At 44.1% G+C, this 18,849-nt stretch carries 15 protein-coding genes and 1 pseudogene; 7 read left to right on the plus strand and 9 right to left on the minus strand.

Translation table 11 applies throughout. The annotated features are described in order from the left end of the window. The first annotated feature begins 501 nt into the window (after positions 1–501). The 7 genes and pseudogenes from tet(Q) to L6475_RS02875 all read left to right on the plus strand — a co-directional run bounded on the left by tet(Q) (position 502) and on the right by L6475_RS02875 (position 8,815). The gene (gene tet(Q) / locus L6475_RS02845; protein ID WP_004291466.1) at positions 502–2,427 is read left to right on the plus strand and encodes a tetracycline resistance ribosomal protection protein Tet(Q); all 1,926 of its coding nucleotides are present in this window, start codon (positions 502–504) and stop codon (positions 2,425–2,427) included. Further along, positions 2,427–4,745, plus strand: coding sequence for an ATP-binding protein (locus L6475_RS02850; protein WP_004291467.1), 2,319 nt, complete (start codon positions 2,427–2,429; stop codon positions 4,743–4,745). Before tet(Q) ends, L6475_RS02850 begins: the two co-directional genes overlap by 1 nt. Further along, complete coding sequence (locus L6475_RS02855; protein WP_004291471.1) at positions 4,738–6,060, plus strand: sigma-54 dependent transcriptional regulator; 1,323 nt, start codon at positions 4,738–4,740, stop codon at positions 6,058–6,060. Before L6475_RS02850 ends, L6475_RS02855 begins: the two co-directional genes overlap by 8 nt. 279 nt (positions 6,061–6,339) lie before the next feature. Further along, positions 6,340–6,762 (plus strand): dihydrofolate reductase family protein, encoded by a 423-nt coding sequence (locus L6475_RS02860; protein WP_004291474.1) that lies wholly within the window; start codon positions 6,340–6,342, stop codon positions 6,760–6,762. Positions 6,763–6,952: 190 nt separating this feature from the next. Then, positions 6,953–7,060 (plus strand): annotated as a pseudogene (locus L6475_RS02865) (RteC protein); the annotation flags it as partial. 37 nt (positions 7,061–7,097) lie between these two features. Next, entirely contained in the window at positions 7,098–7,328 is a 231-nt protein-coding gene (locus L6475_RS02870) for a hypothetical protein (RefSeq protein ID WP_237822315.1), read from the plus strand. Next, positions 7,325–8,815, plus strand: coding sequence for a UvrD-helicase domain-containing protein (locus L6475_RS02875; RefSeq protein WP_237822317.1), 1,491 nt, complete (start codon positions 7,325–7,327; stop codon positions 8,813–8,815). Before L6475_RS02870 ends, L6475_RS02875 begins: the two co-directional genes overlap by 4 nt. Positions 8,816–8,946: 131 nt before the next feature. On the opposite strand, the gene mobV is transcribed toward L6475_RS02875, so the two are convergent. The 9 genes from mobV to dnaK form a co-directional block, all read right to left on the minus strand. Further along, positions 8,947–10,377, minus strand: coding sequence for a MobV family relaxase (mobV, locus tag L6475_RS02880; protein WP_237822319.1), 1,431 nt, complete (start codon positions 10,375–10,377; stop codon positions 8,947–8,949). Positions 10,378–10,541: 164 nt separating this feature from the next. Then, positions 10,542–11,084: a DUF6291 domain-containing protein gene (locus tag L6475_RS02885; protein ID WP_237822321.1), complete on the minus strand. Its 543-nt coding sequence runs from the start codon at positions 11,082–11,084 to the stop codon at positions 10,542–10,544. A 3-nt stretch (positions 11,085–11,087) separates the two neighbouring features. Next, positions 11,088–11,603 (minus strand): hypothetical protein, encoded by a 516-nt coding sequence (locus tag L6475_RS02890; protein ID WP_237822323.1) that lies wholly within the window; start codon positions 11,601–11,603, stop codon positions 11,088–11,090. Between the two features lie 44 nt (positions 11,604–11,647). Next, positions 11,648–13,453, minus strand: coding sequence for a DUF3987 domain-containing protein (locus L6475_RS02895; protein WP_237822326.1), 1,806 nt, complete (start codon positions 13,451–13,453; stop codon positions 11,648–11,650). After that, the gene (locus L6475_RS02900) at positions 13,404–13,997 is read right to left on the minus strand and encodes a BT4734/BF3469 family protein (RefSeq protein ID WP_237823977.1); all 594 of its coding nucleotides are present in this window, start codon (positions 13,995–13,997) and stop codon (positions 13,404–13,406) included. Before L6475_RS02900 ends, L6475_RS02895 begins: the two co-directional genes overlap by 50 nt. Positions 13,998–14,029: 32 nt before the next feature. Beyond that, positions 14,030–14,395, minus strand: coding sequence for a helix-turn-helix domain-containing protein (locus L6475_RS02905; RefSeq protein WP_237822328.1), 366 nt, complete (start codon positions 14,393–14,395; stop codon positions 14,030–14,032). A 287-nt stretch (positions 14,396–14,682) separates the two neighbouring features. After that, positions 14,683–15,972, minus strand: coding sequence for a site-specific integrase (locus L6475_RS02910; RefSeq protein WP_237822330.1), 1,290 nt, complete (start codon positions 15,970–15,972; stop codon positions 14,683–14,685). After that, positions 15,969–16,532, minus strand: coding sequence for a helix-turn-helix domain-containing protein (locus tag L6475_RS02915; RefSeq protein ID WP_237822332.1), 564 nt, complete (start codon positions 16,530–16,532; stop codon positions 15,969–15,971). The genes L6475_RS02910 and L6475_RS02915 overlap by 4 nt, the downstream gene beginning before the upstream one ends. Positions 16,533–16,825: 293 nt before the next feature. Further along, positions 16,826–18,736 carry a molecular chaperone DnaK gene (gene dnaK / locus L6475_RS02920; protein WP_237822334.1) on the minus strand — a complete coding sequence of 637 codons (1,911 nt, stop codon included), beginning with the start codon at positions 18,734–18,736 and terminating at the stop codon, positions 16,826–16,828. Between the last annotated feature and the right edge of the window lie 113 nt (positions 18,737–18,849).

Genomic DNA, 18,849 nt, shown 5'->3' on the forward strand with positions numbered 1-18,849 from the left:
TGTCCATTTATGTAAAAAATTCCTGCTGACCTTGTTTATGTCTTGTCAGTCACCATTTGCAAAACCATATTTGACCCTCAAAGAGGCTGAATTTGATAAGTAACTTGCTACATACTCATAATAAGGAGCTAAATAGAACACGAATGGGAAATACACAAATGCTAAACTAAAGAAGATATTGGCCAAAATAAACGCTATACCGAGAGAGAAACTTGATTTTTCAACTTCCTAAAACGGTGTTGTTCAAACATTTCTACTTATTTGTACTTGCCAGTTGAACCTACGCTTCCCTAATAAAATGTCTATGGTAAAAAAAGTTAAAAAATCCTCCCACTTTTGTTAGATATATTTTTTTTGTGTAATTTTGTAATCGTTATGCGGCAGTAATAATATACATATTAATACGAGTTAGTAATCCTGTAGTTCTCATATGCTACGAGGAGGTATTAAAAGGTGCGTTTCGACAATGCATCTATTGTAGTATATTATTGCTTAATCCAAATGAATATTATAAATTTAGGAATTCTTGCTCACATTGATGCAGGAAAAACTTCCGTAACCGAGAATCTGCTGTTTGCCAGTGGAGCAACGGAAAAGTGCGGCCGTGTGGATAATGGTGACACCATAACGGACTCTATGGATATAGAGAAACGTAGAGGAATTACTGTCCGGGCTTCTACGACATCTATTATCTGGAATGGAGTGAAATGCAATATCATTGACACTCCGGGACACATGGATTTTATTGCGGAAGTGGAGCGGACATTCAAAATGCTTGATGGAGCAGTCCTCATCTTATCCGCAAAGGAAGGCATACAAGCGCAGACAAAGTTGCTGTTCAGTACTTTACAAAAGCTGCAAATCCCGACAATTATATTTATCAATAAGATTGACCGTGCCGGTGTGAATTTGGAGCGTTTGTATATGGATATAAAAACAAATCTGTCGCAAGATGTCCTGTTTATGCAAACTGTTGTCGATGGATCGGTTTATCCGGTTTGCTCCCAAACATATATAAAGGAAGAATACAAAGAATTTGTATGCAACCATGACGACGATATATTAGAACGATATTTGGCGGATAGCGAAATTTCACCGGCTGATTATTGGAATACGATAATCGCTCTTGTGGCAAAAGCCAAAGTCTATCCGGTGCTACATGGATCAGCAATGTTCAATATCGGTATCAATGAGTTGTTGGACGCCATTTCTTCTTTTATACTTCCTCCGGCATCAGTCTCAAACAGACTTTCAGCTTATCTCTATAAGATAGAGCATGACCCCAAAGGGCATAAAAGAAGTTTTCTTAAAATAATTGACGGAAGTCTGAGACTTCGAGACGTTGTAAGAATCAACGATTCGGAAAAATTCATCAAGATTAAAAATCTAAAGACTATTTATCAGGGCAGAGAGATAAATGTTGATGAAGTGGGTGCCAATGATATCGCGATTGTAGAAGATATAGAAGATTTTCGAATCGGAGATTATTTAGGTGCTAAACCTTGTTTGATTCAAGGATTATCTCATCAGCATCCCGCTCTCAAATCCTCCGTCCGGCCAAATAAGCCCGAAGAGAGAAGCAAGGTGATATCCGCTCTGAATACATTGTGGATTGAAGACCCGTCTTTGTCCTTTTCCATAAACTCATATAGTGATGAATTGGAAATCTCGTTATATGGTTTGACCCAAAAGGAAATCATACAGACATTGCTGGAAGAACGATTTTCCGTAAAGGTCCATTTTGATGAGATCAAGACTATCTACAAAGAACGACCTATAAAAAAGGTCAATAAGATTATTCAGATCGAAGTACCACCCAACCCTTACTGGGCCACAATAGGGCTGACTCTTGAACCCTTACCGTTAGGGGCAGGGTTGCAAATCGAAAGTGACATCTCCTATGGTTATCTGAACCATTCTTTTCAAAATGCCGTTTTTGAAGGGATTCGTATGTCTTGCCAATCTGGTTTACATGGATGGGAAGTGACAGATCTGAAAGTAACTTTTACTCAAGCCGAGTATTATAGCCCGGTAAGTACACCTGCTGATTTCAGACAGCTGACCCCTTATGTCTTCAGGCTGGCTTTGCAACAGTCAGGTGTGGACATTCTCGAACCGATGCTCTGTTTTGAGTTGCAGATACCCCAAGTAGCGAGTTCCAAAGCTATTACAGATTTGCAAAAACTGATGTCTGAGATTGAAGACATCAGTTGTAATAATGAGTGGTGTCATATTAAAGGGAAAGTTCCATTAAATACAAGTAAAGACTATGCCTCAGAAGTAAGTTCGTACACTAAGGGCTTAGGCATTTTTATGGTTAAGCCATGTGGGTATCAAATAACAAAAGACGGTTATTCTGATAATATCCGCATGAACGAAAAAGATAAACTTTTATTCATGTTCCAAAAATCAATGTCATTAAAATAATGGAGCGGTCAGGAAATTTCTATAAGGCAATACGGTTGGGATATATACTTATCTCCATTCTTATCGGATGTATGGCATATAATAGCCTCTATGAATGGCAGGAGATAGAAGCATTAGAACTTGGCAATAAAAAAATAGACGAGCTCCGAAAAGAAATAAACAATATCAATATTCAAATGATAAAATTTTCTCTATTGGGTGAAACAATACTGGAATGGAACGATAAAGATATCGAGCATTACCATGCACGGCGTATGGCAATGGACAGTATGCTCTGCCGTTTCAAGGCCACCTATCCAGCAGAGCGCATCGATAGTGTGCGCAGTCTTTTAGAGGATAAGGAACGACAGATGTTCCAGATAGTCCGGTTAATGGATGAACAACAATCTATTAACAAGAAGATAGCCAATCAAATTCCGGTTATTGTACAGAAAAGTGTGCAGGAACAGTCCAAAAAGCCAAAACGAAAAGGTTTCTTAGGCATATTCGGCAAAAAAAAGGAAGTAACTCCAGCAGTATCAACCACTATCCTTCATTCGGTCAATAGAAACGTAATCAGCGAACAGAAAGTGCAGGATCGCCAATTGTCGGAACAAGCCGACAGCCTTGCAGCTCGTAATGCAGAACTTAACAGACAACTGCAAGAATTGATTTGCCAAATAGAAGAAAAGGTACAAACCGAACTGCAAAGCCGGGAAAACGAAATAGTTGCCATGCGTGAAAAGTCATTTATGCAAGTAGGCGGTTTAATGGGATTCGTTCTTCTATTGTTGTTAATTTCCTACATCATCATACATCGTGATGCAAAAAGCATTAAACAATACAAGCACAAGACAACTGATTTGATAAGGCAACTGGAACAATCCGTACAACGGAACGAGGCACTGATAACGTCAAGGAAGAAGGCGGTACATACTATCACCCATGAACTGCGCACACCGCTGACAGCAATAACAGGCTATGCCGGACTGATACGGAAAGAACAGTGTGAGGATAAGTCCGGGCAGTATATCCAAAACATACTGCAATCCTCCGACCGTATGCGGGATATGCTTAACACTTTGCTTGACTTCTTCCGCCTGGACAACGGCAAGGAACAGCCCCGTCTGTCACCCTGCCGGATTTCAGCAATCACGCACACACTTGAAACGGAGTTCATGCCTGTTGCCGTGAACAAAGGGCTGTCCTTGTCCGTGAAGACTGGACACGATGCCATTGTATTGACCGACAAAGAGCGAATAATACAAATCGGGAATAACCTGCTGTCAAACGCTGTCAAGTTCACAGAAGAAGGCGGTGTTTCTTTGATTACTGAATATGATAATGGAGTTCTGACACTGGTCGTTGAAGATACAGGTACAGGCATGACAGAAGAGGAACAGAAACAAGCGTTCGGTGCGTTTGAACGTCTATCAAATGCCGCCGCAAAGGAGGGTTTCGGGCTTGGGCTTGCCATAATGCGTAATATTGTGTCGATGCTTGGCGGAACAATCCGTTTAGACAGCAAGAAAGGGAAAGGCAGTCGTTTCACAGTTGAAATTTCTATGCAGGAAGCTGAAGAACAGCTTGGATATACAAGCAATACACCTGTTTATCATAACAATAAATTCCATGATGTTGTCGCCATTGACAATGATGAGGTATTACTTCTGATGCTGAAAGAGATGTATTCCCAAGAAGGAATACACTGCGACACTTGCACCGATGCTGCGGCACTGATGGAAATGATACGCCAGAAAGAATACAGCCTGTTGCTGACAGACTTGAATATGCCCGATATAAACGGTTTCGAATTGCTGGAACTGTTGCGTTCGTCCAACGTGGGCAATTCACCAACAATCCCGGTGGTTGTGGCAACCGCTTCGGGCAGTTGTAACAAAGGGGAACTATTGGCAAAAGGCTTTGCCGGATGCCTGTTCAAACCGTTCTCCATATCGGAACTGATGGAGGTTTCCGACAGGTGTGCCATAAAAGCGACACCGGACGGGAAACCGGACTTTTCCGCCTTATTGTCCTATGGCAATGAAGCCGTCATGCTGGAAAAGTTGATAACTGAAACAGAAAAGGAAATGCAGGCGGTACGGGATGCAGCAAAAGAAAAAGACCTGCAAAAGCTGGATTCCCTGATCCACCACCTGCGCAGTTCGTGGGAGGTGCTCCGTGCCGACCAACCGCTGAATGTACTTTACGGATTGCTTCGTGGCGATGCTCTCCCGGATGGTGAAGCGTTAAGCCATGCCGTGACTGCCGTGCTGGATAAGGGAGTGGAAATAATACGGTTGGCAGAAGAGGAAAGGAGAAAATACGAAGATGAATAAGACAAAAATAATTGTGGTGGAAGACAACATCGTGTATTGCGAATATGTCTGCAATATGCTGTCACGGGAGGGCTACCGCAATATGAAGGCTTACCACCTCTCAACCGCGAAGAAACATCTGCAACAGGCAACAGATAATGATATCGTGGTTGCCGACCTGCGTCTGCCTGACGGCAGTGGCATAGACCTTTTGTGCTGGATGCGAAAGGAGGGAAAGATGCAGCCCTTCATCATTATGACCGACTACGCCGAAGTTAATACCGCCGTGGAAAGCATGAAACTCGGCTCGATAGACTATATTCCCAAACAGCTTGTGGAGGATAAACTTGTCCCCCTGATCCGTTCCATACTGAAAGAACGTCAGGCAGGACAACGCCGTATGCCTATATTCGCCCGTGAAGGTTCCGCCTTTCAGAAAATCATGCACCGCATAAGGCTGGTAGCCGCCACCGATATGAGCGTGATGATATTTGGTGAGAACGGCACGGGCAAGGAGCATATTGCCCACCTGTTGCATGACAAGAGCAAACGTGCAGGCAAGCCATTTGTGGCGGTGGACTGCGGTTCACTCTCCAAAGAGCTTGCACCGTCGGCTTTCTTCGGACACGTCAAAGGTGCATTTACAGGTGCGGACAATGCCAAGAAAGGATATTTCCATGAGGCGGAAGGCGGCACGTTGTTTCTGGACGAGGTAGGAAACCTCGCGTTGGAAACCCAACAGATGTTGCTCCGTGCCATACAGGAGAGGCGGTATCGCCCGGTCGGAGACAAGGCAGACCGGAATTTCAATGTCCGCATCATCGCTGCTACCAATGAAGATTTGGAGGTATCGGTGAATGAAAAGCGTTTTCGGCAGGATCTTCTGTACCGCCTGCACGACTTCGGGATAACCGTTCCTCCGTTGCGTGACTGTCAAGAAGACATTATGCCGCTGGCAGAGTTCTTCCGTGATATGGCAAACAGAGAGCTGGAGTGTAGCGTGAGCGGGTTCAGTTCCGAAGCACGTAAAGCGTTGCTGACACACGCATGGCCGGGCAACGTGCGGGAACTTCGGCAGAAAGTTATGGGTGCTGTATTGCAGGCGCAGGAAGGTGTTGTCATGAAAGAGCATCTGGAACTTGCCGTGACGAAACCGACCTCTACTGTCAGCTTCGCCTTGCGCAATGACGCGGAGGATAAGGAGCGGATATTGCGTGCGTTGAAACAGGCAAACGGCAACCGGAGTGTCGCCGCAGAACTGCTCGGCATAGGCAGGACAACACTATACAGCAAACTTGAAGAGTATGGACTTAAATATAAATTCAAGCAATCATAGCCCGTAATTCACTGAATTTGGCTATCTTTGCATAACATTTGAGAAAAACGGCGATTGGCAGGAGCTTTTCGCCGCCAACATATAGGATAAGACCGCAAGGCGTTTCAAGCGAAAATCTGGTAAATTGGAACTACGGAGACGATTGCGTGATGCTTATGCTATGCTTACGCATAGCGTGCATTCACGTACTCTCCGTAAAGGCTTTACCAGAGCCATCGCTTGAAGGTAGTGTGAATTGCACGCTACTTTTTTACCCTTGCCTAACGAAAGGAAACGATTATGGGTAAAGTTCAGATTCTCGCCGTACTGACGATGGACGGATGTCTTTCTTCAGAGTTATATGATAAAGCACATCAGGATTTGTGCCTTGACCGTTGCGGTCTTGATGAAATCAGGAAGAAAGCCTTTTACCGTGTGACACCGGACTATTCCATTTCAATGCTGCACGAATGGAGAAAAGACTGCACAAACATCCGTTACCTCGCGGAAGCCACACCGGACACGGCAGACTATATAAACGGACTGCTGCGGATGCACGCTGTGGATGAAATCATACTATACACCGTTCCTTTCATATCCGGAAGCGGACGACATTTTTTTAAGTCGGCTCTGCCAGAGCAACACTGGACGCTTTCCTCTTTGAAAAGCTATCCCAACGGTGTATGTCGCATTATCTATATCCTTGATAAAAAAGCAAGATAGCCAAAATGTGCGGCAAGCATACATTTCTATTTTCAGGAATAGAATAAATGTTCCGATTACAAACAATTTAAGTCGGAGATAATTTGTCCTTGTGAAAAAATACTGAATTTTATACCTCTGAAATCCAGCACTTTGTAAAATTGAGTGTTGGATTTTTTATTTTCTGCCGCGTTTTTTGCCAATTATATTCATGTGCGCAGGCAGAAAACAAAGTGTAATTTTCAAAATTGACAGAACCATGAATTATTTCTTGCTGGCGGAAACCGACTTTTTCCGCCTGATAAACGAAGCCGGCGACTGAAATTCTTGCCTGTAATCAAGAAAACTTTCCTGCTTTGAATATTGATGTTAGTGATGACTTGAATAGTCGTACTATACAAACTATGGATGATGCTTTGCAAAAGAACATACGAGATGAAATCACGCAATTGGCAATTTCAAAGAAACGTCCTTGGTTCAAACATATTCCTGGTGGAGAATTCCTTGCTTGTATTGTAATGGATTCTATTGATGCCATCCATGATGATAGTGTGCTAAAAAAGAACATTCAAGAATTGACCAGATGACAGAACTGAATGATTTCATACATAGTCATCGTGGGGTACTTATCGCTCCTGCTGGACATGGAAAGACAACAGCTATTGCTGATTGTCTATTGCAATGTCCAAATGGAGTATGTCAACTCGTTTTAACTCATACACATGCAGGAATAGCGTCTTTACGCAAGAAATTCAGAGCAAAGAATGTGCCAACTTCACGCTATGAACTAGAAACTATAACAGGATTTGCTCAACGTTACGTCTTGGCCTTTATGGGAAAATCGGCTCTACCAGATGAAGATGATAAACATTATTTTAATCAAGCCGTTTTTAAATGCAAAGACTTATTGTGCTCGCGTCTTGTTCAATCGGTCATTACTAATACATACGGAGGCATCTTTGTAGACGAGTATCAGGATTGCACAATAACTCAACATGAGATGATAATGCTCTTGGCTAAAGAATTACCTCTGCATATTTTAGGCGATCCTTTGCAGGGTATTTTCTCCTTTGACCACCAGCAATTAGTAGATTTCAATCGTGACCTGTCTTTCTTCAATCAATATGTTTTTTTGAAAACGCCTTGGCGCTGGCACAATACAAATCCATGTTTGGGAACTGCCATATTCAACATGAGACAGCAACTGTTACAAGGAGAGGAAGTTACTCTTTGTGCCAATACAAATGCTCAGATATTTGTAGAACAATACTCGAAGACTCATGGCAATTATGACATAGATTATAATCGTTGGTTACGAGGAGTCATAAACAAACACGATAGTGATAGCCTATTAATAATCTGTCCATCATATCGAGACATATCAAAATATGGTCAAGAGCGTTTACGGGGAGACTTGAGTGACAGAATATCTCTGAAGTCAATTTTTGACTTTAGTAATAGGTTCCGTGTGATAGATGCCATAGATAGCTCCGAGTACTATTCGGTAGCCAAAGCTATAGACAAGTATATAGAACAGATTCTCACTAATCGAAAGATAAAAAGACTAGACCGTCTTATTGATATACTTGATTCTATGCATATTACCAAAACATCCGTTGATAAATGGATAAAAGGGAATCACATCATCTCCAAAAAATCTAAGAATGCAGAAAGAGGGAAAGAACTGGAACAACTTTTTCAAGCGTTCGAGACACAAACCAATATTGAAACATTGTTTCATGTCATTGATTATGTCATGGAATTACCCGGTATAAAATGTCGTCACAAAGAGGTGTTCTATGCAATAAAATCATGTGTGGAGATTGTAAGAAACAATGGAGTGTCAGTATTTGATGCTATGAAGATTTATAAATCTCGAATTCGGCATCAAGGCAGATTTGTTGATGGTCGATGTATAGGCACTACTCTCTTAACAAAGGGATTAGAGTTTGACACTGTAATTGTTATGGATGCCCATAAGTTTTCAGACGCTAAGAATTTTTATGTAGCTATCTCACGAGCCAGCAAGCGTCTTGTATTTATTACTGATTCCCCAAAAGTTTCATTTAAATAATGAAAGAATAGTAACATTTTCCAAGGGTGTTCAAATTTTTCTAATAGTGCTGGACGAATGGTCAAACAAAAGCAGGTGTTTCCAATTTGGAAATACCTGCTCCTTAATATATATACGTATGCGCGTGAGGACTATTTGCTCAGCGACCGTTTGAGCCTATTGCCTGGATAATGTTTGGCATGGGCATATCGCATAGCACGGCGAGCCCAATCGAGAAAGTCTTCATCCTTATCTCGCCATGGCATATCGTTTGATGTGCCGCCACCGCCTGACACCTGGGCTACGCCAGTCGCGCCATCTATTCCGGCAATGAATACTCTCAGACCAGTGCTTAGCACATCCTTCCAACGGAAATTGTTACGGTCATCAATGAATGTGTCCTCTGCCATCGCATCTGCTTCGGGGATTTCTCGGCATATTTTGACTGCTTCATATAGAACTTGATCAAAAATTGAAGCTTTGAGAATAATCTCGGCTTCTCTGTTGATATAGTTTATCATGACATTGTCTTTCTTCATGATAGCGTCCAACCTTTTCAATTTGGCATTGTAGGTAGATTTGAGACTATCCAATTCTTGATTAACTTGGTCAAGTTTTCCTCGCTTTTCTCTCAAATTGATTCTGATTTCAGTCAGCGTTTGATTGAGAAACTTTATCTGGCGCAGAATATCCTCCTTGTTGGAGTCGGATTCCTGTTGTTGCGCTTCAAGTTCTGCTATCTGTGATTGGATTTCCTCTTGACGACGTGTAAGATTCTCAATCATGGTGGTGAGTCCTTTCACTGCACGACGCTTAGTTTCAAGTTCCTCTTCGAGAGATTTGTTCTCGCGATGCAGTTCACGGTTGTGTTCTTCGAGTGATTTGTGACGTGCGCCTGTTTCATGGATGTCATCGCCACGTTCCAGTCCCCACTTCTCATTGACGGCAGCATACCAATCATGCCATTCACGCATCTTGTCGCGAGCTGCAACAAGAGAACCGCCTCCGAACATGTCCTTTGCGGATAGGCGACCGTCCTCCAAGATTGGAGTAATGGTCGCATGAATGTGACAATTCTTCTCGTCACAGTGTGCAATAAAAGAAATGATGTTCTTCTCACCGATACGTTCTGCGAGAGCCTTGTAATTGTCGAGAGCGAACTGCTCTATCTCAGGCATACGCTTGATGTGAGCATTGTTTCCTCGCTCTTGAAGCACTTGATTTCCGAATGCAAGCTCATTCATGCGTTCACTGTTCCCACCTATAACAAGAGAAACAGAGAGATGTTGAGTGCTTCTGACTATAGGCTCTTTGCCTGTTGCAGCAAGCCTTTCAGCTTTCCATTCTACGATACGTGCATCTACTTTTTCCTTGATGCAGACCAATTGATCTACTGGTGCGATGACACCTCCTTTGCGTACCTCGAAGTTGAGATGCGCACGACTTTTGTCATAATTACGTTCGGGGTCATCAAGTTTACAGTCCCATCGGGACTCATCCCATTTGCGCTGATGTTCTGCGCCGAGTGCTGGAGTCATCTTCATTTTGCTGACTTCGAGCATAGCTTTCTTACCTTTACCCATATAGTTATCCTGTATAATGGTTTGACATAAATGTAATTATTCTGCCAGAGCTTGCTCTTTCATTAGGCAGATCCCAACCCCTCGGAGAGCCTAACAGCCAAGTGCGCTTGGTGTATTAGGCTACACCAAAGGGTTATAATGTCTGCAAGCAGACTCGTTACGGCTTACTTCTCCCAAGGTTCAGCCCCGAGGTACCTGTTCAGATACATCTGGTCAATGGCGTTTGGCGTTTGACTGATGTAGGTTTGAACGTAACCGATGGCTTTACGTTTCTTCTCTTCGCTGAAGGATTCCCAAATGGAGAGCGATTCGTTGCGATAAGTACCGAGTTTCGGATATACCGCTTCGATTGCATCAAGTGGGAGCGATTCCTCAACTGCTTCTGACGCTTCGGTAGCATCGTCTGCGATTTGCTGCGATTCGCTATCAGTTGCAGTTGCTCTCTTGGCGGCCTTCTTCTTTGCAGCCGACTTTTTGCCCATGGCATTGGTCGTATTGATTTCGCTGCGTTTTGCAGAAGACTCACGCTGCGCATCGATAATTGAGCGAAACAGAGTGAAGATAGCTTTGAGCGCACTATTGCTGAACGAAGGAGCAATACCTTTGTTGGCATACTGGGCGATGGCTTTTGCCATCAGTCCCGCGTCCTTATCATCAAGTTCAGCCAACATCACAAGATGATCAATAGGAATAATAAGATTTTTCATACACTACGCATTTAAGATTTTGGAATACACATTAGCATAGACCTGACTGTTGACAGCATAGGTGCAACTTGCAAGTTTGGGATTCGCATAGAATGTGTGATAGAACGAAACCTGCTGATTGCTACTTGTTGCACAGATTGATTGTACAGGCTTCACAATGCCAGCGAGGATTAGCAATACGCCAACACAACGGCAGTATGCGTCAATATCCTTCTTATTTCCAGCATTGGCAGCAAGACTTCCACCGAATATGCACTGGAGTGTGAAGGCATCACGTACAGTTGCCAAAGGACTCTTGTCGTCAAGATTGAGTTCCTGAATGGCCACAATCTCCGAAGGAGTAAGATACTTGCGTCCAGAAGGAAGTTCGTCATATTCGGTTTTGCTGCGATCGAAATCCATGACAACCTTCATGGGCTCATTCATACTGATTGTATTGATAGAAGGCTTGTTTGCCTTAGTTGTCATCTTAACTTTGGTTGGAATGATGGCGAATTCCTTTTTCTTGAACTGTTTCATTTTGAAAGTGTTTTTTGTGGGCTTTCGCCCGGTTTAATACTTTTCTAACTCTTCACATAATTGCCTTTGCTCGTTCGCTTGAGTCGTCCGTCCTGAATGAACTTGTCAATCCACTTGGCGGCAGTGTTGGGATTCTCGTTCATTTCAGAAACGATTCGGTCGTAAACGGATTTGTCGAACTCATCCGGAAGTTTGTGATACAACGCATAGCGACGGGCATTGACACCAGTCTCGATGTCGGGGAGGACATTGCGATTGTTCGTCAGACGCAACTTCAAATAGATGTGTATAGAGTGATAGAGCAAGATCTCACAAATACACAACACAGTATTGAAATCCTCTTCGGAACACTCCAGAATAATCCTTCCGTCTGGAGTTCTGGTTGGCGGTAGGGAACTATCGAATGCACGAATGGCTGTAAGCATCATCATCATGCGAAAGGCAATAAGTCCCAACCGTCGGACGATTCCCTGCATACCATTGTCAACTTCATCGCAACACTCATCATTGAGCCTGGCCAGCCACTCAACAAAGCGACGTTGAAGATGAGTTGGCAATACGAATACAAAAGAACCTTGATTTATGAATATATCGAGCAAGTGTAGAAATTCATCACCCATAATCTTGAATACGGCATGTTTCGAGCGAGTCACATCATCGGTGGCGAAGACATCGCGTATTCCTCGACGAAAGGGAATAAAATAGAAGATGAATCGGCTGAGCAGTCCGTTTTCCGCATCGGGTATGAGGTGGCGTATCTGTTCGGGAGTACCAGCCAAGACTACAGAGACTCTCGGATTGTCGATTTCCAAGTATTCTCTATCTTTGCGACGGCTCATACTGATTGTTTCATGATGGAACGCCTTGCGGAGCAAGTCGGAGTAATTGCCATGCTCGGATTTGAGCGTCTGGCTAAGCGTGTCACCCTCGGTCTCAAAGAGTAGCCCTATACCATCGTTGTCATGCAGTATGCTAATCAAAGAGCTTGCGCTGCTATTGGCTGGAATGATAAGAGTCTTCTGTGGTGGAGTAACTGGCTCCATCGCTTCAGGATTTTTGCCTTTGCACTTCTGATACTCGGACAGTTCAAGCTTATATTCAATCATCCTCTGGGCAGTCTGTTCGTGTAGACGTTGATTGATTGGTGCCACAAGTTCACGGCAGAGCGTCAAAGTTCCTTTGCCCATACCGGCTTCGGCCACAACAAACAGATAAAGGTTGGAGTAAACCACACGTTCATCATAGACACCACACACATTGTAGAAGCAGACAGATAGGCAGCCAATAGCTCCAAGCAGTATCACATCGCGGTCTTCAATGGAGATGGCATTGCCGACTACTTTCTGCAAGAAGGGCGGCAAAGCTCCGAAAATCTCCTCGGGGAAGTGAGGCAGTTCGCTTTCTGATTTTACCCATTTTGCCGTTTTACCATTTTGGTAATTTGGTAAAATGGTATTAAAAGAGTGATGGAGTTCGATGCCAGCCTGGGCTGCATAATGGAAGAAGGAGGCGATGGTCACACCCGAGCCTCTGCCATTCAGACAATGAGTAAACTGCTTGTCTGTGTTCGCTGGCTCATAATCAGGATGGAGTCGGCTGACTCTGTGAAAGAAGTCTCGTCCACGTTCTCCCAATCCATCGGCCAAAGCGAAACCAATATTCACCCACATACCATAATCGGGGGCAATGTCAACGCCATTGGCCTCAATCTCCTGAACAACTCTGTCTATATCAGTAGCGAGGTCTGTTGTAGTCTCAGGAGTGTCATGTGTCTGCAAGGCAGGTAGCGAAGCCTCTTGTTTAGAAGGGACATTCTCCCATTCTTGGGCGGAAAATATTTTCTTCGACATATTCCGAGTATTTAGGGTTAATGTATGCCTGTGGGTCGTAGGGCAGGAAGCAGGAACGAGCCACATCGCTTCCCGATTTATCCACAGGAGGTAATCCAGTTGACTCAATGCAGTTGGCTACAGCCTTGAAATAGCGGGAATGTTCCCAGCCTTTCAAGTCGATGGGGATAATCCACTTCACGCCATCGCCAGAGGGACTCGTGAACATCAGTTCCGTATCGAAGTAGTCGTGCTTTAGCAGTTGCTCTTTGAACCTGTCGGGATTTCCGACATGATCAAAATCGAGGCACAACAAACCTGAGTGCTGAATCAGCTCTTTCTCATTTCGCTTGCGAAACAATCCCGAAAAAGTACAGTAGTCAAAGTGCGTTGCCTTGTACTTCTTAGCTTCTGTGGGTGATGTCAATGAGCGGAGTGTGTCGGTCTGCGGCTTGGCATAGTGACCGACAAGATAGCGATAGACATCAACCACCGTGATGGCACGGCATGGCTCGATATTCTGAATGGGGTTTCGGTAAAAGGAGAATCCATGCAGGTCGTCCATACCGCGCCAGAAATCGGTTGCGTAGTCTTGCATCATACTTCTTTCCCTTTCTTTGAAAGAACAAATTCACGGGCTTCACGCATAAGATCTTCCTCGGACTTCTGAGCGCCCTTTTTTAGCCACTCATCTATTTCCGACTGTAGGAACATAAGTCCCTTGGTCATCTTATGATAGGGAATTGTCTTCTTAGATACCCATTCATAGACAGTCTGCTTCTTGGGATGACTGGGGTGATAAGCACAAAGCTCATCGATGTTCATCCATCGAGGTGATTCACTGGCCTGCTGTTTGTGTCGCAGTGTGTTGACTGTCTCCTGAAGACTGTCAACTTTTTCAATGAGGTAGGTCAATGCTCTTGGCATCTCCTCCAACGATTTTACCTGAAATGTTTCGGTCATATACTTGTATTTTTTTGAATTGAATTTTATGCCTTTTTTCGTTGAATGGCAATGCAAAGTAAGTCACTATTTTACGAACAGCCATAAAATTCGAGTTTCAACAGACCGATATTATAATTGCTTAAGATTTGAGTATGATTTTGCAGCAAAAATCATACTATAAACCTCATAGACAGAGCTTTATAACAACAAAACAAAAGGTGATGAAAACATGTAAATAAGGAAGGGTAATGACATAAAAAAGCCCCCGAAAACTCGGAGGCTCAACCCGATAAAGCAGGTAGAAATCAGATAGCAGGAACACTTTCTACGTTATCATTGGTGGGAGTAAGATTCTCAATATGGATGACATCGGCAGCATTACGCTTACTCTTATCAACAATGTGAGCATAAATCTGAGTGGTCTTTACATTCGTATGTCCAAGCATTCCTTTAATGGTATAGATGTCGGTATCACGTTCGAGTTGCAGAGTTGCGAAGGTGTGACGGCTGCAATGGAATGTGATATGCTTCTTGATGCCCGATGCTTCAATCCATTTCTTCAATGGACGAGAAATCCAAGACGAACCAGTCAGTCCTTCAAATACACGCTGATTTGGTTCTCTACGTTCTCCGCAAAGGGAGTAGGCCTGTTCGTTGATAGGGAGATAATCTACCACATGTGTCTTTCGCTGGGTGAAGTCCACTCGCCATCCACTTCCTGTTTGAGTTATTTCGCCCCATGTAAGATCATGAATGTCACACAGACGGATACCAGTGAGTACAGCAAAGAAGAAAGCACGCTTCAATACTTCATTCTCACAAGGAGTCTTGGCCAATGTTTCTGCTTCTTCAAGTGTCAATGTTTCTCGCTTGACTTTCACATCAGGAATGCCTTTCACCTTGGCTGCGATGTCAACAGTAAGGTATTCGTCAATGAATGCACGATGCAAACCTGCCTTTACAATAGAGAAATATGTAGCGGCAGAGTTTTGCGAGAGAGTACCACCTTTGTTACCTCCCTGTGGAGCAGAGAGCATGAACAGCTTTATGTCTTCAAGTAGTTTTGCTGAGATTGTCTTGAACGGGATGGGCTTTCCTTTAGAGTAGATGGACAGCAATTTACCTACACGAGTCCAGTTGACGATGATAGAGTCAGAGCTGTTAGGATGACACTTGTAAATAATGCTGTTGAAGTATGCAATGAAATCCTGTTCGCCGCGTTCGTTCTGAGCAATCATTTCCTGCTCTCTATCGGAATAAACTACGGCGGTGTCGTACTCCTGCTGACGCAAGGCACGTACCTTGTCGGCATATCGACATGCCTCCTTGTCCAACTGCGATGTGCATTGGATGATGCCATTTGAATCCCGCTTCGGTTTGTACTTGTAGTTACCGTCCTCATCAATCTTGCTGATGGCAGTCATATCCCAGATAGGGGTAGTGATGGTACGGTTAACTGCCTCAATGACTCTCTTAGGCTTTGTGCTGCCCGGATTACGTACAGGGTACGACTCGATGTAGAGGTACCACTCTTCACGGAAGATTGACTTACGGAGCTTAACCGTGACTTTGGTGTGCAATAAAGGTCTTCTCATTTTGTTTCTGATTTATATAAGTTATCAATTTCTTCTTTGGGTACATACACATAGTTGCCAATTTGACGAGAGGGGATGGAGTACTTTCTGACATGTGCCCACACAGAACTATCGTTGATGTGGTATTTCTCGCAGACTTCTCCGATGGTGTAGCAGTCCTCAGGTTCGAGACTGTACTTCTTGGGCAGAGGTGTTTCCTTGATGTGCTTGGCTATCGGCCGCTTCGCAAACATCTTCTCCAGATCCTTACGGTTTATTCTTGTAAGCCTGGTACCAATGTTGATGCTTGGTATCTGACCTCGACGAACCATCAGATACAGCGTATCGCGTTCTACACCATAGATGGCAACAGCTTCCCTGATGGAGATATACTCTCTCACCTTGGGAACACTTTTGGCAATCAAAGCCAACTGCTTTTCTCTGGCTTCTGCTCTCTTCTTACGTGCGTAAGCCACATCACTGCATTTCTTGCAGCAGTAGAGGCTATCGAGCGTTTTGATGATAAACACCTTTCCGCAGATTCCGCACCTTCTTTTGATTTCAAGTCCTAAATTTGGCATCTTTTTGCTTTTTATGAGTTAATATGTGACATGTAACAAATTGAAACAGCCCTCAAACGCCCATTTTCGTATCCTGTACGTCACCGACTATTAAGTACGGATTAGTAGGAATAAGTAGGTTTTAGTCGGGCTTTTCCTACGTTTTTGTCGTGCTACACACATGTAACAAAAAAGCCGTAAAAAAAGGCAGAATAAGCACATAGAAAACATGAGCCCATAAAAAGCAAATGGCGTGTAACTCATTGAGCTACACGCCATTTGATAGTGTTTTGTTATGTCTTTACTTATGCGTCTCATTTGACCTCCTCGAAGTCGGCATCCTGAATGTTGTCGTTAGGATTCGACTGAGCCTGCTGACCACCCTGATACTGCTGACCAGCGTCGGCACCGGGCTGAGGGCCAGCCTGACCCTGCTGGTACATCTTCTGAGATGCAGCCTGCATAACGGTGTTCAGGTTGTTGATGGCATTGTCGATGGCAGCAATGTCACCGCTCTTGTGAGCATCCTTCAGCTGCTGAACAGCCTGCTCTACGTTGGCCTTGTCGGCACCCAGCTTGTCGCCATTCTCGTTGAGGAATGTCTCGGTCTGGAAAATCATAGAGTCGGCCTGATTCATCTTATCGATGCGCTCACGCTCCTTCTTGTCGTTCTCGGCATTCTTCTCAGCCTCAGCCTTCATGCGGTCAATCTCTTCCTGTGAAAGACCTGAAGATGCCTCGATGCGGATGGCCTGTTCCTTACCAGTAGCCTTATCTTTGGCTGATACTTTCAGAATACCGTTGGCATCGATGTCGAATGTAACTTCAATCTGAGGAACACCACGACGGGCGGGAGCAATACCGGTGAGGTTGAACTGGCCGATGCTCTTATTCTGAGCAGCCATAGGACGTTCACCCTGCAGCACATGAATGGTTACCTCTGTCTGATTATCGGCAGCGGTAGAGAAAGTCTCACTCTTCTTGCAAGGAATGGTTGAGTTGGCCTCGATCAACTTGGTCATCACACCACCGAGGGTCTCAATACCCAGTGTAAGAGGTGTAACGTCGAGCAGCACGATGTCCTGACCAGTCTCCTGATTCAGAATAGCACCCTGGATGGCAGCACCTACAGCAACAACCTCATCGGGGTTAACACCCTTTGAAGGCTCCTTGCCGAAGTAGTTCTTAACGAGTGTCTGTACAGCAGGAATACGGCTTGAACCACCTACGAGGATTACCTCGTCGATGTCGCTTACAGAGATACCTGCATCGCGAACTGCATTCTGACATGGTACGAGACAAGCCTGAATGAGGTTATGAGCCAACTGTTCAAACTTTGCACGTGTAAGAGTCTTTACAAGGTGTTTAGGACCTGCAGCAGTAGCTGTGATGTAAGGAAGATTGATTTCTGTTGATGTAGAGCTTGACAACTCAATCTTTGCCTTTTCAGCTGCTTCCTTCAGACGCTGCATAGCCATAGGATCATTCTTCAGGTCAGCGCCCTCGTCGTTCTTGAACTCCTGAACCAACCAGTCGATGATTACCTGGTCGAAGTCGTCACCACCAAGGTGAGTGTCACCATTGGTTGAAAGTACTTCAAATACGCCACCACCGAAATCGAGGATAGAGATATCGAATGTACCGCCACCAAGGTCGAACACGGCAATCTTCATATCCTTATTGGTCTTGTCGATACCGTAAGCCAATGCAGCAGCAGTAGGCTCGTTTACAATACGACGTACGTTCAGACCTGCAATCTGGCCGGCTTCCTTTGTTGCCTGACGCTGAGAGTCAGAGAAGTAAGCAGGAACTGTAATTACAGCCTCGGTCACTTCCTGTCCCAGATAATCCTCAGCAGTCTTCTTCATCTTCTGAAGTACCATTGCTGAGATTTCCTGAGGAGTATATTTGCGGCCATCGATATCTACGCGAGGATAGCCACCTTCATTTACTACATGATAAGGTACGCGTGAGATTTCTTTCTCAGTCTGCTGCCAGTTCTCACCCATGAAGCGCTTGATAGAGTAAACGGTCTTCTGAGGATTGGTAATAGCCTGACGTTTAGCAGGATCACCGATCTTACGCTCACCGCCATCTACAAAACCCACTACAGAAGGTGTAGTACGCTTACCTTCGCTATTTGCAATCACAACGGGTTCGTTGCCTTCAAATACGGCAACACAACTGTTAGTTGTACCCAAGTCAATTCCAATAATTTTTCCCATAGTTGTATTATTTTTAATTATTATTATTCAAAAATCTATGCGGTATTAACCACCAATGAAATAGCAAAGCGTATGCCAAAAGTGATTTTTTTTGCACTTCTCTGCCAATTAAC

The organism is Prevotella sp. E9-3, assembly GCF_022024015.1.
Lineage (GTDB): Bacteria > Bacteroidota > Bacteroidia > Bacteroidales > Bacteroidaceae > Prevotella.

What these genes read in the sequence shown, in the direction of transcription:
- L6475_RS02855 (WP_004291471.1), top strand. Translation starts at nt 4,738, where the DNA reads ATGAATAAGACAAAAATAATTGTGGTGGAAGACAACATCGTGTATTGC.
- L6475_RS02915 (WP_237822332.1), bottom strand. Translation starts at nt 16,532, where the DNA reads ATGCCAAATTTAGGACTTGAAATCAAAAGAAGGTGCGGAATCTGCGGA.
- L6475_RS02875 (WP_237822317.1), top strand. Translation starts at nt 7,325, where the DNA reads ATGACAGAACTGAATGATTTCATACATAGTCATCGTGGGGTACTTATC.
- L6475_RS02885 (WP_237822321.1), bottom strand. Translation starts at nt 11,084, where the DNA reads ATGAAAAATCTTATTATTCCTATTGATCATCTTGTGATGTTGGCTGAA.
- dnaK (WP_237822334.1), bottom strand. Translation starts at nt 18,736, where the DNA reads ATGGGAAAAATTATTGGAATTGACTTGGGTACAACTAACAGTTGTGTT.
- L6475_RS02900 (WP_237823977.1), bottom strand. Translation starts at nt 13,997, where the DNA reads ATGGACGACCTGCATGGATTCTCCTTTTACCGAAACCCCATTCAGAAT.
- L6475_RS02905 (WP_237822328.1), bottom strand. Translation starts at nt 14,395, where the DNA reads ATGACCGAAACATTTCAGGTAAAATCGTTGGAGGAGATGCCAAGAGCA.
- L6475_RS02860 (WP_004291474.1), top strand. Translation starts at nt 6,340, where the DNA reads ATGGGTAAAGTTCAGATTCTCGCCGTACTGACGATGGACGGATGTCTT.
- L6475_RS02895 (WP_237822326.1), bottom strand. Translation starts at nt 13,453, where the DNA reads ATGTCGAAGAAAATATTTTCCGCCCAAGAATGGGAGAATGTCCCTTCT.
- L6475_RS02890 (WP_237822323.1), bottom strand. Translation starts at nt 11,603, where the DNA reads ATGAAACAGTTCAAGAAAAAGGAATTCGCCATCATTCCAACCAAAGTT.
- L6475_RS02910 (WP_237822330.1), bottom strand. Translation starts at nt 15,972, where the DNA reads ATGAGAAGACCTTTATTGCACACCAAAGTCACGGTTAAGCTCCGTAAG.
- L6475_RS02850 (WP_004291467.1), top strand. Translation starts at nt 2,427, where the DNA reads ATGGAGCGGTCAGGAAATTTCTATAAGGCAATACGGTTGGGATATATA.
- mobV (WP_237822319.1), bottom strand. Translation starts at nt 10,377, where the DNA reads ATGGGTAAAGGTAAGAAAGCTATGCTCGAAGTCAGCAAAATGAAGATG.